11 protein-coding genes are annotated in these 13,823 nt (G+C 67.1%); 9 read left to right on the top strand and 2 right to left on the bottom strand.

From position 1 onward, the window contains the following. Positions 1 to 6 precede the first annotated feature (6 nt). From QWL29_RS13135 to QWL29_RS13175, 9 genes are all read left to right on the top strand, one after another. Entirely contained in the window at positions 7 to 777 is a 771-nt protein-coding gene (locus QWL29_RS13135) for a sterol desaturase family protein (protein ID WP_305823338.1), read from the top strand. 141 nt (positions 778 to 918) lie between these two features. Next, positions 919 to 4,005 carry a xanthine dehydrogenase family protein molybdopterin-binding subunit gene (locus QWL29_RS13140; protein WP_305823339.1) on the top strand — a complete coding sequence of 1,029 codons (3,087 nt, stop codon included), beginning with the start codon at positions 919 to 921 and terminating at the stop codon, positions 4,003 to 4,005. Further along, positions 4,002 to 4,817, top strand: a complete 816-nt coding sequence (locus tag QWL29_RS13145; RefSeq protein WP_305823340.1) for an FAD binding domain-containing protein — start codon at positions 4,002 to 4,004, stop codon at positions 4,815 to 4,817. Before QWL29_RS13140 ends, QWL29_RS13145 begins: the two co-directional genes overlap by 4 nt. Then, positions 4,817 to 5,395, top strand: coding sequence for a (2Fe-2S)-binding protein (locus QWL29_RS13150; protein WP_305823394.1), 579 nt, complete (start codon positions 4,817 to 4,819; stop codon positions 5,393 to 5,395). Before QWL29_RS13145 ends, QWL29_RS13150 begins: the two co-directional genes overlap by 1 nt. A 36-nt stretch (positions 5,396 to 5,431) precedes the next feature. Further along, the gene (locus tag QWL29_RS13155) at positions 5,432 to 6,985 is read left to right on the top strand and encodes an AMP-binding protein (protein ID WP_305823341.1); all 1,554 of its coding nucleotides are present in this window, start codon (positions 5,432 to 5,434) and stop codon (positions 6,983 to 6,985) included. Continuing rightward, complete coding sequence (locus tag QWL29_RS13160) at positions 6,982 to 8,436, top strand: UbiD family decarboxylase (protein ID WP_305823342.1); 1,455 nt, start codon at positions 6,982 to 6,984, stop codon at positions 8,434 to 8,436. The genes QWL29_RS13155 and QWL29_RS13160 overlap by 4 nt, the downstream gene beginning before the upstream one ends. Then, positions 8,433 to 9,035: a UbiX family flavin prenyltransferase gene (locus QWL29_RS13165; protein WP_305823343.1), complete on the top strand. Its 603-nt coding sequence runs from the start codon at positions 8,433 to 8,435 to the stop codon at positions 9,033 to 9,035. The genes QWL29_RS13160 and QWL29_RS13165 overlap by 4 nt, the downstream gene beginning before the upstream one ends. 15 nt (positions 9,036 to 9,050) lie before the next feature. Beyond that, positions 9,051 to 9,857, top strand: a complete 807-nt coding sequence (locus tag QWL29_RS13170) for an enoyl-CoA hydratase/isomerase family protein (RefSeq protein ID WP_305823344.1) — start codon at positions 9,051 to 9,053, stop codon at positions 9,855 to 9,857. A 19-nt stretch (positions 9,858 to 9,876) separates the two neighbouring features. Further along, positions 9,877 to 11,328, top strand: a complete 1,452-nt coding sequence (locus tag QWL29_RS13175) for an aldehyde dehydrogenase family protein (protein WP_305823345.1) — start codon at positions 9,877 to 9,879, stop codon at positions 11,326 to 11,328. 253 nt (positions 11,329 to 11,581) lie between these two features. Here QWL29_RS13175 and QWL29_RS13180 read toward each other — a convergent pair whose 3' ends face one another. Next, positions 11,582 to 12,502, bottom strand: a complete 921-nt coding sequence (locus QWL29_RS13180; RefSeq protein ID WP_305823346.1) for a LysR family transcriptional regulator — start codon at positions 12,500 to 12,502, stop codon at positions 11,582 to 11,584. Between the two features lie 91 nt (positions 12,503 to 12,593). Further along, the gene (locus QWL29_RS13185) at positions 12,594 to 13,733 is read right to left on the bottom strand and encodes a glutathione-independent formaldehyde dehydrogenase (RefSeq protein ID WP_305823347.1); all 1,140 of its coding nucleotides are present in this window, start codon (positions 13,731 to 13,733) and stop codon (positions 12,594 to 12,596) included. Positions 13,734 to 13,823 lie beyond the last annotated feature (90 nt).

Consider the following 13,823-nt stretch of genomic DNA (forward strand, 5'->3'; position numbering starts at 1 on the left):
CCTGCCATGCATGCGAAAGACCAGAAGATCCATGAACGTTCCTACCGCTTCCGCAACGACTACGTGGCATCCACCCCGAGCTGGTACCGGGGCGAGATGCACCTCGGCTTCACCCTGCTGTTCACGGGCGGGGTGATCGCCTGGTGCCTGTTCCAGCTCGAGCAGGTGCGCTGGCAGGAGTGGCTGATCGCGCTGCCCATCTTCCTGTTCGGGAACTGGGCCGAATGGGCGGCGCACCGCTACCTGCTGCACCGCCCGAGCAAGTACTTCAATGCCGTCTACAAGCGGCACTGCGCGGTGCACCACCAGTTCTTCACCCACGTAACGCTGGAGTACGACGGCCAGCGCGAATGGCGCGCCCTGCTGTTCCCGCCCTTCGCGCCGGTGATGTTCGTGCTGGCCGCGCTGCCGCCGGCGCTGCTGGTGGGCTGGCTGTGGTCGGCCAACGCGGGCTATATCGCGATGACGACCATGGCCGCCTACTTCCTGATGTACGAGGCCCTGCACACGGCATCGCACGTGGTCGACAGTCCTTTCCTCGACCGCCTGCCGCTGGTGAACACGGTACGCCGCATGCACGTCATCCACCACCATCCGGAGCTGATGGCGACCCGTAACTTCAACCTCACCTTCCCGATCTGCGATGCGCTGTTCGGCACCAGCGACTTGAAGAAAGGCGTGTGGCGCACGCTGTTCCATGGCAGCGGTCATGTGGGCATGGGCGAGGAAGAAAAGCGCACGCTCGGCGTCGAGGCGCGCGACGAGGCAAGGCAGTAAAGGCGGTGCGGCCGCGTTCGGCCGCACCACGCCCAATGCATCACGATTTTTGATGGATAACTTCATTATTCATTATTTGTCGTGATGCGATGTGCTCCTTATACTCGTTTTAAACAAAAAATCAGCAGGAGACACGAACGCATGGAAATGAAGCTCCATTACGCGCCCGGGCAGGATGCCGGCGACAAGCCCTATACCGGCCGCCCGATGCAACGCATCGAAGACGCCTCGCTGCTGGTCGGCCGCGGCCAGTACGGCGACGACGTCGGCGTCAAGCCCGGCACCCTGCAGGCCGTGGTGGTGCGTTCCCCGCATGCGCACGCTGTCCTGAACGGCATCGATACCAGCCGCGCCGCCGCCGCGCCGGGCGTGCGCGCTGTCCTCACGGGGCTTGATATCCGCGACTGGTCCAAGCCCTTTGTCGTCGGCGTCAAGGCGCCGATGGAAATGTGGGCGCTGGCCGTGGACCGCGTGCGCTACGTCGGCGAGCCGGTGGCCGTGGTGGTGGCCGACACCCGCTACCTGGCCGAAGACGCGGCCGACCTGGTCGTCGCCAGCTATACCGAACTCGAACCCGTCACCTCGATCGACGAGGCCATCCTGCCCGACGCCGCCATCCTGCACGAAGGCGTGGGCAGCAACGTGGTCAGCGACCGCTCCTTCCGCTACGGCGAACCCGAGACGGCCTTTGCCAACGCCCCGCACACGGTCGAACTCACGGTGCGCTACCCGCGCAATTCCTGCACCCCGATCGAAGGCGCGGTGGTGGTGGCCGAATGGCAGTCCGAGGAAGAGGGCTACGACGTCGCCTCCAACTTCATGGGCCCGTTCTCGCTGCACACCGTGATGGCCCTGGCCCTGCGCGTACCGGGCCACAAGCTGCGCCACCGCACCTTCCGCGATTCCGGCGGCAGCTTCGGCGTCAAGCACGCCGTGTTCCAGTACGCGGTGCTGATGTGCCTGGCCTCGCGCAAGGCCGGCGCGCCCGTCAAATGGGTCGAGGACCGCCTCGAACACCTGGCCGGCCTGACCTCGGCCACCAACCGCCTGTCGACCATCCGAGCCGCTGTGGACGCCGACGGCCGCATCACCGCCCTGGACTACGACCAGTTCGACGATTGCGGCGGCTACCTGCGCGCACCGGAACCGGCCACCTTCTACCGCATGCACGGCTGCCTGACCGGCGCCTACGCGATCCCGAACCTGCTGGTGCGCAATCGCGTGGTGCTGACGAACAAGACCCCGGCCGGCCTGGTGCGCGGCTTCGGCGGCCCGCAGGTCTACTTTGCATTGGAACGTCTGATGCAGCGCATCGCGGTCGAACTGCGGATCGACCCGGTCGAGCTGTATCGCCGCAACTTCATCCCGGCCGATGCCTTCCCCTACCAGGCCGCGGCCGGCGCCCTGATCGACTCGGGCAATTACCAGGGCGCGCTGGAACTGGTGCAGGGCGAAGGCCGCCTGGCCGAGCTGTATGCGCGGCGGGATCAAGCGCGTGCCGAAGGCCGCCTGTACGGCATCGGCTTCGCCGCCATCGTCGAGCCTTCGATCTCGAACATGGGCTACATCACCACCGTGCTGCCGAAGGAAGCGCGCGCCAAGGCCGGGCCGAAGAACGGCGCCATCGCTTCGGCCAGCGTCGCCATCGACCCGCTCGGCGGCGTCAACGTGACCATCGCCTCGGCCCCGGCCGGCCAGGGCCACCGCACCGTCTGCGCCCAGGTGGTGGCCGACGTGTTCGGCATCGTGCCTGACGGCGTGGCCGTGAACGTGGAATTCGATACCCAGAAGGATGCCTGGTCGGTCGCCGCCGGTAACTACTCGAGCCGCTTCGCCGGCGCCGTGGCCGGCACCGTGCACCTGGCGGCGGTGAAGCTGCGCGACAAGCTGGCCGCGATCGCCGCGCCCCAGCTGGGCGTGGATGCAGCCGACATTGTCTTTGAAGGCGGCAAGGTGTACGCGAAGGCCGACCCGGCCAAGTCGCTGCCCTTCCTGCGCATGGCCGCCAGCCCGCACTGGGCGCCGGCCTTGCTGCCGGCCGGCGTGGAACCGGGCCTGCGCGAGACCGCCTTCTGGACCGCGCCGCAGCTGGGCGCGCCGGACGAGCAGGACCGCGTGAATACCTCGGCTGCCTACGGCTTCGCCTTCGATGTCTGCGCAGTCGAGATCGACCGCCACACCGGCCGCGTGCGCATCGACGACTACGTGACCACCCACGACGCCGGCAAGATCCTGAATCCGGCCCTGGCCGACGGCCAGATCCGCGGCGCTTTCGCCCAGGGCCTGGGCGCGGCGCTGATGGAGGAATTCCGCTACGGCGAAGACGGCAGCTTCCAGTCCGGCACCTTTGCCGACTACCTTGTGCCGACCACCTGCGAAGTGCCCGAGCCGCGCATCCTGCACATGGAAACGCCCTCGCCCTTCACGCCGCTGGGCGCCAAGGGCCTCGGCGAGGGCAACAACATGAGCACGCCGGCCTGCATCGGCAATGCCGTGGCCGACGCGCTGGGCGTCAAGGAAATCGTGTTGCCGCTGACGCCGTCGAAGGTGATGGACCTGATCGGCGGCGACGAACCGCCACCCTCGCCATCGGCCAAGGTGGCGCCCGCCGCGCCCGCGTATTCGCCCCTGACGGCCGATGCGCCGGCTGACGGCGCCGCTGCCGACAGCGCGGCCGCCAGGCCGGCCAAGGGCGGCAAGTCGCTGGCCGCGCGCGGCGAAGTGCGTTTGGAAGCCTCGCCCGACGCCGTGTTCCGCGTGCTGCTCGACCCGCAAGCACTGGCCAAGGTCATCCCCGGCTGCAATGCCCTGGAACCGGTCGGCGAACACCGCTACCGCGCCGACGTCACCGTGGGCGTAGGCATGATCAAGGCGCGCTATGCCGCCGAAGTGGCCCTGTCCGAACTCGACCCGCCGCGCAGCCTGCGCCTGGCCGGCAGCGGCCTGTCCTCGGTGGGCAGCGCCAGCGGCAGCGGCCTGGTGACGCTGGAGCCGGCGGGTGGCGGCACCCTGCTGCGCTACGACTACGCGGCGCAAGTCTCGGGCAAGGTGGCCGCTGTGGGCAGCCGCATGCTGGAGGGCGCGGCCAAGATCGTGCTGAACCAGCTGTTCGAACAACTCGGACGCGAAGCCGGCGGACCCGCCACGGCGGACGGCGCCGCCCCTGCACCAGTCAAGAAACGCAGCCTCTGGCAACGCCTGCTGGCCCTGTTTGGAGGTCAACGATGAAACCGCAAGCTTTCGATTACGCCCGTCCCGACAGCGCCGAGGAAGCGGTGTCCATGCTGGCCCAGGCCGGCGACGACGCGCGCATCCTGGCCGGCGGCCAGTCGCTGATGGCGGTGCTGAACCTGCGCCTGGCCCAGCCCAGCGTCCTGATCGACATCTCGCGCGTGCCGGACCTGAACTACGTGCGTGTCGATGGCAAGCACCTGGCGATTGGCGCCGCCGCGACCCAGGGCAGCGTCGAGTGGCGCCCTGGCTTGAAGAACGAAGTGCCGCTGCTGGCCCAGGCCTTCCCGCATATTTCGCACTTCCAGATCCGCAACCGCGGCACGGTCTGCGGCTCGGTGGCCCATGCCGACCCGAGCGCCGAACTGCCGCTGGCCCTGCTGGCGCTGGAAGGCGAAGTCGTGCTGCGCAGCGGGCGCGGACGGCGCGTGGTCGCGGCCGCCGACTTCTTCCAGGGCATGCTGATGACGGCGCGCGCCCAGGACGAACTGGTGGAAGAAGTGCGCTATCCGCTGGCGCAAGCCGGCGTACGCTACGCCTTCGATGAGTTCTCGGGCCGCCATGGCGACTTCGCCGTGTGCGCGGTGGCCGCCGTGGTGAAGCCGGACGGCATCCGCCTGGCCGTCGGCGGCGTCTCGGACCGCCCGATCGTGCGCACCTGGCCGCGCCTGGAAGGCGCCGACCTGGATGCCGCCATCAACGACTTCGCCTGGGAACTCGGGGCGAAGGACGATCACCACGCCTCGGCCAAATTCCGGCGTCAACTGGTGCGCCACCTGGGCCGCGCCGCAATCGACAAGGCTCAATGATGAAGACTTACCGTAAAGACGATGTCGTACGCATCCACCTGGTACTCAATGGCCAGCAGCGCAGCGGCACCTGCGAACCGCGCACCCTGCTGTCGGACTTCCTGAGGCACGAACTGGGCGCGACCGGCACCCACGTCGGCTGCGAGCACGGCGTCTGCGGCGCCTGCACCGTGAACATCGACGGCGTGGCGGGTCGCTCCTGCATGACCCTGGCCGTGCAGGCCGAAGGCTGCAAGGTCGATACCGTGGAAGGCCTGAACAAGGACGTCGAGGGCCTGTCCGATTTGCAGCAAGCCTTCCGCCGCAACCACGCGCTGCAATGCGGCTTCTGCACCGCAGGCATCCTGATGTCCTGCACCGATTACCTGCAACGCAATCCGGACCCGAGCGAGCTCGAAGTACGCGAGATGCTGTCGGGCCACCTGTGCCGCTGCACCGGCTACACCAACATCGTGAAGGCGGTGCTGGAGACCGCCGCCGAACGGCTCGGCCGGCCGCATGGCGCCGCCCTCGCACCCGATACCGCCGGCCACGCCGCTGCCGGCCCTGCGGACCAGGCGCGTCTCGTGAGCGCCTGACCCGACGACAAGACGACAACAATAGAGGAGAACATCGTGCTGGATCTTGGACGCACATTCCTGCAAAGCGTGGAACGCAGCCCGCATGCGCTGGCCGTGGTCGACGGCGAGCAGCGCCTGACGTATTCCCAGTGGTACGAGCGCATCCAGTGCGCCGCCGCCGGCCTGGCCAACCTCGGCCTGCAACGCGGCGACCATCTGCTCGTCGTGTTGCAAAACCGCTTCGAGATGGCGACCCTGCACTGGGCCTGCCAATTCCTGGGCGTGATCGCGACGCCGCTCAACTGGCGCGCAAAACCCGAGGAAGTCGAGTACTGCGCGCTCGACGCGAATGCGCGCGCCGTCGCCTATGAACCAATCAGCGAAGACGCCGTGAAGGGCAGCCCGGCCGCCATGGCCCTGCCGCGCATCACCATTGGCGCCGTGCTCGACAGCGCCGGCACCACGGCGTTCGCCGACCTGCTGGCGCAGGCGCCGGCGTCGCCCATCCTGCAGGCGAGCGCCGACGACGTGTCGCTGATGCTCTACACCTCGGGCACCACCGGCAAGCCAAAGGGCGTACCGCGCCGCCACCGCGCCGAGCGCGCCGCCGCCCTCGGCCACGTGGCCCAGAATTTGTACAAGCGCGGCGAACGTACCCTGGGCGTGATGCCGCTGTACCACACCATGGGCGTGCGCTCGCTGCTCGCGATGGCCCTGGTCGACGGCCTGTTCGTCTGCGTGCCGAAGTTCGACTGCGCCGCCGCTTTCCACTCGATCGCGCAAGACCGCATCACCTGCCTGTACCTGGTGCCGACGCTGTACCACGACATGCTGGCCTGGCGCGAAAAGAACGGGGCCGACATCTCGTCTGTCACCAAGCTCGGCTTCGCCGGCGCACCGATGCAGGACGGCCTGCTCAAGCGCCTGACCGACACCTTCCAGCCCGAACTGTTCGTGAACCACTACGGCTCGTCCGAGGTCTACACCTTCACCATCGACCAGGACGCCACGCGCAAGGCCGGCAGCGCCGGACGCGCGGGCATCAATACCCGCATCCGCGTGGTGCCGCTGACCGCCAGCTCGCCTGAAGGAACGGTGGCCGTGGGCGAGGAAGGCCAGATCATCTGCGACCTGGAAGGCGACGAATCCTTCGAGGCCTACTGGAACCGCGACGACGCGAATGCGAAGTCGATCAGGAATGGCTGGTACTTCACCGGCGACACCGGCTACATCGACGCCGACGGCGATTTGTTCGTCACCGGCCGCATGGACGACATGATCATCAGCGGCGGCGAGAACATCTCGCCGGTCGACATCGAATCGGTGCTCTCCCTGCACCCTGCCGTGGACGAAGTGGCGGTGGCCGGCCTGCAGGACGAGCGCTGGGGCCAGAAGGTGGTCGCCTTCGTGAAGACGCGCGGCGAAACCACGCCCGAGGCGCTGAACGAACACTGCCGCACCTCCGACCTGCTGAACTTCAAGCGCCCGCGCGAATACGTGTTCGTGCGCGAGATCCCGAAGTCCCCGGTCGGGAAGATCCTGCGCCGCAAGCTGGTGGCCGGCGAATACGAGAGCCTGCCAGGCTCCGGGAAAGGAAACGCACAATGAAGAAGCTCGATACTCCGGCCAAGGCACGCGACCTGCGCGAATGGCTGGCGCACCTGGAAGCAACGAAGCGCCTGGCCGTGCTGCGCGAAGGCGTGCCGTTGAAGCATACCCTGGCGGCGATCGCCAAGCGCCTCGACGGCAGCCAGGCGGCCTACTTCCCCAAGCCCGACGGCCACGCGATTCCCGTGGTCTCCGGCTTCATCTCGCGCCGTTCCTGGATCGCCGAGGCGATGGGTGTCGAGCAGGCCGGCCTGCTGGCCGCCTTCCGCCATGCGGCCGACAACCCCCTGCCCTGGCGCAAAGTCGAACCGGGTTCGGCGCCCTGCCAGCAGGTGGTGCACACCGACGTCGACCTGCACGCCCTGCTGCCGATCCCGACCCACAGCGAACACGATAACGGCCCCTACATCACGGCCGGCCTGGTCATCGCGCGCAATCCGGTGACCGGCATCCAGAACGTGTCGATCAACCGCATCCAGGTGCACGGCAAGGACCGCATGGCGATCCTGATGCTGCCGCGCCACCTGCTGGCATTCTATAAAGCGGCGGAAGCCGAGAACCAGGCGCTCGACGTGGCGGTGGTGATCGGCGCCGATCCCTTGACCCTGCTGGCGTCGCAGGCGATCACCCCGATCGACCACGACGAGCTGGAAATCGCCGGCGCCCTGCACGGCGCGCCGCTGGCGGTGGTCAAGTGCCTGCATAGCGAGGTGCGCGTACCGGCCAACGCCGAAATCGTCATCGAGGGCAAGCTGCTGCCGCAGGTGCGCGAACCCGAAGGCCCGTTCGGCGAATTCCCGAAGTATTACAGCGCGAAAGAGAACCGCGAGGTCATCCAGGTCACGGCCGTGACCCATCGCACGAATCCGATCTTCCACACCATCGTGCCGGCCGAGATGGAGCACCTGCTGCTCGGCTCGATCCCGCGCGAAGCGACCATGCTGGCCCATTTGCAGCGCAGCTTCCCCGGCGTGCTCGACGTGCACCTGTCGGTGGGCGGCGTCGGCCGCTACCACCTGTTCGTGAAGTTCCGCAAGCTGCGCGAAGGCGAGCCGCGCAACGTGATCCTCGGCGCCTTCGGTGCGCACTACGACATCAAGCAGGTGACCATCGTCGACGACGACGTCGACGTGCACGACCCGCAGCAGGTCGAATGGGCCGTGGCCACGCGTTTCCAGGCCGACCGCGATTTGATCGTGATCGCCGGCGCCCAGGGCTCGGCGCTCGACCCCTCGACCACCGTCGGCCACGACTACGGCGAGGACGAAGTAGCGCCGCCGCACCTGCAGGGTATCAGCGCCAAGATGGGCCTGGACGCCACCAAGCCGGTGGCCTACCGCGGCCACGTGTTCACCAAGGTGCGCATTCCGGGCGAGCTGGAGATCGACCTCGACCAGGAAATCGTGCGCGGCGCCACAGTCGACTGGCAGCAAGGGACGGTGCGCCCATGAGCAAGCCGCGCCTGGTCGTCGCCATCACCGGCGCCAGCGGCGCCATCTACGGCGTGCGCCTGCTGCAGGCCCTGCGCGAGAGCGGCGCCTGCGAGTCGCACCTGGTGATGTCGTCGTCCGGCGTGATGACGGCCCAGCAGGAACTCGACCTGCGCAAGAGCGACATCGAGGCCCTGGCCGACGTCGTGCACAACGTGAAGGACATCGGCGCCACGATTGCCAGCGGTTCGTTCCGCAGCGCCGGCATGGTGGTGGCGCCCTGCTCGATGAAGACCCTGGCCAGCATCGCCCATGGCCTGGCCGACAACCTGGTGGCGCGCGCCGCCGACGTCATGCTCAAGGAACGCCGCCGCCTGGTGCTGGTGGCGCGCGAAACGCCCTTGAACCTCGCGCACCTGCGCAACATGACGAGCGTGACCGAGATGGGCGGCATCGTCTTCCCGCCGGTGCCGGCCTTTTACACGCGGCCCGATTCGCTCGACGACATGGTCGACCATACCGTCGGCCGCCTGCTCGACCTTTTCGATCTTCCCCATGCGGGCCTGGTGCGGCGCTGGGAAGGCATGCACAAGACACACCATACCGAACACCACCAATAACATCAGGAGAACAGCATGACCCAACTGAACCACCCGGCCCAGACCCTGCTCGCCGACCTCGTCAACTTCCGCGTCGAGATCGACGCCGAACGCCAGCGCGCCGACATCGTGCTCGCGAACGGCCAGTTCAACATCATCACCATGCCCCAGCGCGAGCAGCTGCGCCTGGTGTTCGAGGCGCTCGACGCCGACGAGCGCGTGCGCGTGATCGTGCTGCGCGCCGAGGGCCAGCACTTCTCCAGCGGCGGCGACATCCGCGGCTTCCTGGAGGCGAGCCCGGAACACGTGTCGAAGCTGGCCTGGAACATCGCCGCCCCGACCCGCTGCAGCAAGCCGGTGATCGCGGCGAACCGCGGTTTCTGCTTCGGCGTCGGCTTCGAGATTTCGCTGGCCTGCGACTTCCGCATCGTCACCGACACTACCTTCTACGCGCTGCCGGAACAGAAGCTCGGCCAGATCCCGGGTTCGGGTGGCTCGGCGCGCCTGCAAAAGATGGTCGGCATCACCCGCACCAAGGACATCGTGATGCGCTCGCGCCGCATCCCCGGCCAGCAGGCCTATGACTGGGGCGTGGCCACCGAGATCGTGCCCGACGCCGAACTGGAAGCGGCCACCGACCGCCTGGTCGACGAGCTGCGCTTCTTCTCGCCGCTGGCCCAGCGGACAGCAAAAAAGCTGCTGAACGACACCGAGGATTCGCCGCTGTCGGTGGCCATCGAGCTGGAAGGCCACTGCTACAGCCGCCTGCGTTCGTCGAACGACTTCCGCGAAGGCGTCGAGGCTTTCCACGCCAAGCGTCCGCCAGTCTTCAACGGCAGCTGATCCGAGGAGCCGGTCGACCATGGGCATCCTGAACGCTCTCAACTACATCGACGGCCAGTGGCAGGGCGCCGCCGGCGGGGCCACCGGCGACAGCCGCAATCCCGCCGACGCCAGCGTCATCGGCACCTATGCCGCCAGCGGCGTGGCCGAGGCCAAGGCGGCGATTGCCGCCGCGCGCCAGGCCTTCGAGCATTCGCTGTGGGCGCACGATGCGCGCCTGCGCCAGATGGTGCTGCTGGCCTGGGCCGACCGCCTGGAGCGGCGCGCCGAACTGGCCGCCCTGCTGACCCAGGAAAACGGCAAGGTGCTGGCGCAGTCGCGCGGCGAGATGGCGGGCGCGATTTCGGAGATCCGCTATTACGCGGGCCTGACGCGCCACATGCCGGGCCACTTCATGGAAGTCGAGCCGGGGGCGTATTCCGCTACCCTGCGCGAGGCGGCCGGCGTGGCGGGCCTGATCATTCCGTGGAATGCGCCGGTCGTCCTGTTGATCCGCTCGCTCGCGCCGGCCCTGGCCGCCGGCTGCACGGTGGTCGTGAAACCGGCGCACCAGACGGCGCAGATCACGACCCAGGTACTGCGCGAACTGGCGGCGGTGGAATCCCTGCCGCGCGGGGTGCTGAACCTGGTGCTGGAAAACGGCAGCGCGGTAGCACAGGAACTGGTGGCGTCCGGCGAGGTCGACGTGCTCAGTTTTACCGGCTCGAACCTGACCGGCCAGCGCATCATGGCGGCCGCCGCGCCGACCATGAAGAAGCTGTCGCTGGAACTGGGCGGCAAGTCGAGCTGCCTGGTGTTTCCGGATGCGGATATTGGCAAGGTGGCGCAGCGGCTGGCCACTGCCGCCACCATCATCTCGGGCCAGCAGTGCACGGCGGCGCGCCGGGTGCTGGTACATGCCTCGCGCTATGAGGAGATGAAGCGCGCGCTGAAGGCGGCACTGGCGGCCATCGTGGTGGCGCCCGGGGACACGCCGGGTGCGGGCATGGGGCCGCTGATCGACGGCGAATCGCTGGAGCGGGTATCGCGCGACGTCGAACGTGCGCTCGACACCTGCGACGAAGTTGTGCTGCGCGGTGGGCGCGGCGAAGGCAAGCTGGCGCAAGGCCACTTCCTGACCCCGACCCTGGTGGCGCATGGCGATGCGAATGCCTTCTTTGCCCAGGACGAAATCTTCGGGCCGTTCGTGGTGCTGGAGCGCTTCGAGGATGAGAAGGAAGCGGTAGCGCGGGCCAACAATACCGTGTTTGGCCTGTCGGCCAGCGTGTGGACGGCGGACGGCGACCGCGGCATGCGCCTGGCACGGGCGCTGCGCAACGGGACGGTGTGGATCAACGACCATAACCGCTTGTTTGCGGAGGCGGAGACGGGCGGCTACCGGCGCAGCGGTATTGGGCGCTTGCATGGCTACGAAGGCCTGGCGGACTTCCTTGAAACCAAACATATCTTCCGGAATGCCGGGTTGGTGTGAAGTAGCGAGGAAAGCCGATTCACAACAGCGCATTCTCCTTCGTTAGCGTCGACCGTACGGTGGGCACTCCGTGCCCACGCGGTTACGTGCATCTCCGTTTGGTCGCGGCAGCGAGGCATCGCTCGCGAAACATCCATCGGCCACGATCCTGATAAGTTCTTGGCTTCGCTCGACGCTGGCGAGCGACACCTTACCGCACGTAGTGCAAGGTAACGTGCGTACCGCGTGGGCACGGGGTGCCCACCGTACGGAATCATTCCGGTGGCCGCGCCTCCGGCGCCCGCAATCGCATGTTCGCCGCCAGCATCGAGATAAACAGCTTGGTCGCCGGATTCAATGGCCGGCGTGGATGAGACACGCTCACCACCCGCCGCACCAGCCGTGGCGAGACGATCGAATACGCCCGCAGCGCCCCGCTGACCAGCTGCCGGTGCACCGCCACGCGCGGCACGATGGTCGCCACCTGGTTGCGCTCGACCAGGTTGACCGTGGCCACCAGCGAATCGATCTCGAACTTCGGCGTCAGCTCGATGTTCTCGGCTTCGGCAAAGCTGTCGATATTGCTGCGCAGGCCATGCCCGCGGCTGGGCAGCACCAAATCCAGCCCCAGCGACGGCAGCTGGCGCAAGGTTAAATTCGCCGGCAGGCTGGCCGCGAACCCCGGCCCGGTAATCAACACCATCTCTTCGTCGATGATGTGCTCGACATCCAGCGCCAGCGGGCGGCGCGGTTTGTTGACGATGGCCGCGTCCAGGCGCCCGCCGGCCACCCAGTCGGTCAGGGTGCTGGTGTAGCCGTCGCTGACCGTCACGCCTACTTCCGGGTATTTATTGGAAAAGTCGCTCAGGGTATCGACCAGCACGCCCTCGGTGATCGAGGCGATCATGCCGATGTTCACGTGGCCGCGGATCTCGCCCTCGCTGCTCAGCATCTGCGCCTGGGCGTTGGAAAAGTCGCGCATGATGGGCAGGAACAGGCGGTACATCTGGCGCGCGGCGGCGGTCGGCACCATGCCCTGCTTGGTACGCTCGAACAGCTTCTGGCCGAAGTGGTCTTCGAGCTTACTGATCTGCATGCTCAGGGCCGGCTGCACGATGTTCAGCCGGTGCGCGGCGCGCGTGACGGTGCCCTCTTCGTACAGGGAGATAAAGTAGTGGATCTGGCGGAATTCCATGCAGGGACGGGCAAGATGAGCAACGCTTCATCTTACCCCATGGAGAGGCCGGCAGCGACCGTCCGGCCCGTCCCGTACTGATTTGCCTGGCTTATTTACCCGGCTTCAGCACGACCTTGGTCCAGCCGTCGGCGCGCTTGTCGAACTGTTCGTAGGCTTTCGGCGCTTCGGCCAGCGCCAGTTCATGCGAAATGATGGTCGACGGTTTCGCCTTGCCCGCATGGATCAGCTTGGCCAGATGGCGGTTGTAGTGCTTGACGTTGGCCTGGCCGGTGCCGATGCGCTGGCCCTTGAACCAGAAATTGCCGAAGTCGAAAGCGAGCTTGCCCTCTTTCGCCAGCTCGTCGTGCGCGCCCGGGTCTTGCGGCAGGAACACGCCCACCACGCCGATTCCGCCGGTGGCCTTGACGGTCTGCACCAGGTTGTTCATGGTCAGGTTCGGCACTTCCTTGCCGTGCTTGTCGCAGCACTGGTAGCCGACGCACTCGCAGCCGCAATCGGCGCCCTTGCCATCGGTCATGTCGAGGATCTGCTGCACGCCCGCGCCTTCGGTGTCGTCGATGGGAATCGCGCCGAGTTTCTCGGCCAGGGCCAGCCGGTCCTTGTGGGTATCGACCACGAAGACCTGGCTCGCGCCCTTGATGCCGGCCGACATGGCGGCCATCAGGCCGACCGGGCCGGCGCCGTAGATGACGACCGAGTCGCCGGGTTTCAGGCCCGCCAGTTCGGTGGCGTGGTAGCCGGTCGGGAAGATATCCGACAGCATCACGTAGTCGTTTTCCTTCTCATTGGCGTCGGGCGGCAGCACCAGGCAATTGTAGTCGCCGTAGGGCACGCGCAGCAGTTCGGCCTGGCCGCCGCTGTAGGGGCCCATGCCGGCAAAGCCATACGCGCCACCGGCGCTGCCGGGATTGACCGTCAGGCAAAAGCCGGACAGCCCGCGTTCGCAATTCTCGCAAAAGCCGCAGCCGATATTGAAGGGCAGGCAGACGATGTCGCCCACCTTCACGCGGTCGACGGCGTTGCCGACCTCGATCACTTCGCCCATGTTCTCGTGGCCGAGGATGCGGCCGGTTTCCATGCTGGTACGGCCTTCGTACATGTGCAGGTCCGAACCGCAGATATTGGTGGTGGTGATGCGCACCAGCACGTCCGTCGGCTTTTCGATTTTGGCGTCGGGCATGTCCTTCACCTGCACGTCGCAGGGACCGTTATAAACGAGCGCTTTCATGTAGTTCCTTTCCTGATGGATTGGCGTCAAAACCATTTGCGGGCGTATCCGCAAACGGGCAGGCCAGTCTACATGCAGGAAGGGGATCGG

Origin of the sequence: Massilia brevitalea (genome assembly GCF_030711405.1) — a bacterium.
GTDB lineage: Bacteria > Pseudomonadota > Gammaproteobacteria > Burkholderiales > Burkholderiaceae_D > Telluria > Telluria brevitalea.

What these genes read in the sequence shown, in the direction of transcription:
- QWL29_RS13135 (WP_305823338.1), top strand. Translation starts at nt 7, where the DNA reads ATGCATGCGAAAGACCAGAAGATCCATGAACGTTCCTACCGCTTCCGC.
- QWL29_RS13140 (WP_305823339.1), top strand. Translation starts at nt 919, where the DNA reads ATGGAAATGAAGCTCCATTACGCGCCCGGGCAGGATGCCGGCGACAAG.
- QWL29_RS13145 (WP_305823340.1), top strand. Translation starts at nt 4,002, where the DNA reads ATGAAACCGCAAGCTTTCGATTACGCCCGTCCCGACAGCGCCGAGGAA.
- QWL29_RS13150 (WP_305823394.1), top strand. Translation starts at nt 4,817, where the DNA reads ATGAAGACTTACCGTAAAGACGATGTCGTACGCATCCACCTGGTACTC.
- QWL29_RS13160 (WP_305823342.1), top strand. Translation starts at nt 6,982, where the DNA reads ATGAAGAAGCTCGATACTCCGGCCAAGGCACGCGACCTGCGCGAATGG.
- QWL29_RS13165 (WP_305823343.1), top strand. Translation starts at nt 8,433, where the DNA reads ATGAGCAAGCCGCGCCTGGTCGTCGCCATCACCGGCGCCAGCGGCGCC.
- QWL29_RS13170 (WP_305823344.1), top strand. Translation starts at nt 9,051, where the DNA reads ATGACCCAACTGAACCACCCGGCCCAGACCCTGCTCGCCGACCTCGTC.
- QWL29_RS13175 (WP_305823345.1), top strand. Translation starts at nt 9,877, where the DNA reads ATGGGCATCCTGAACGCTCTCAACTACATCGACGGCCAGTGGCAGGGC.
- QWL29_RS13180 (WP_305823346.1), bottom strand. Translation starts at nt 12,502, where the DNA reads ATGGAATTCCGCCAGATCCACTACTTTATCTCCCTGTACGAAGAGGGC.
- QWL29_RS13185 (WP_305823347.1), bottom strand. Translation starts at nt 13,733, where the DNA reads ATGAAAGCGCTCGTTTATAACGGTCCCTGCGACGTGCAGGTGAAGGAC.